Genomic DNA, 212 nt, shown 5'->3' with positions numbered 1-212 from the left:
TTCTTGAAGGTGATGACGTGACCGTCGACGTTCAGCGTCGAACCGTCCGCGATCTCCGCACCCAGCGAGGCTGCGCTCGTGGTCCGGTTGACGTTGACCGTGGCGTTGCCGCCGCCCACGGACGTCGTCAGGGCGAGGGCCTTGAGCAGGTCGGCCTTGCCGGTGACGCTCAGATCCGCACCCGTCGAGCTCCTCAGCGTGACGGCGCCGCC

The 212-nt window shown here is 68.4% G+C and carries 1 protein-coding gene; it reads right to left on the bottom strand.

The annotated features are described in order from the left end of the window. Positions 1–212: hypothetical protein (locus RAD10_RS42680; protein ID WP_461622109.1), on the bottom strand; the 212-nt coding region annotated here is incomplete at both ends.

It is taken from the genome of Bradyrhizobium sp. 23AC (assembly GCF_054863025.1).
The sequence above is the reverse complement of the archived record's forward strand: the minus strand, read 5'-3'. Positions and strand labels throughout refer to the sequence as shown.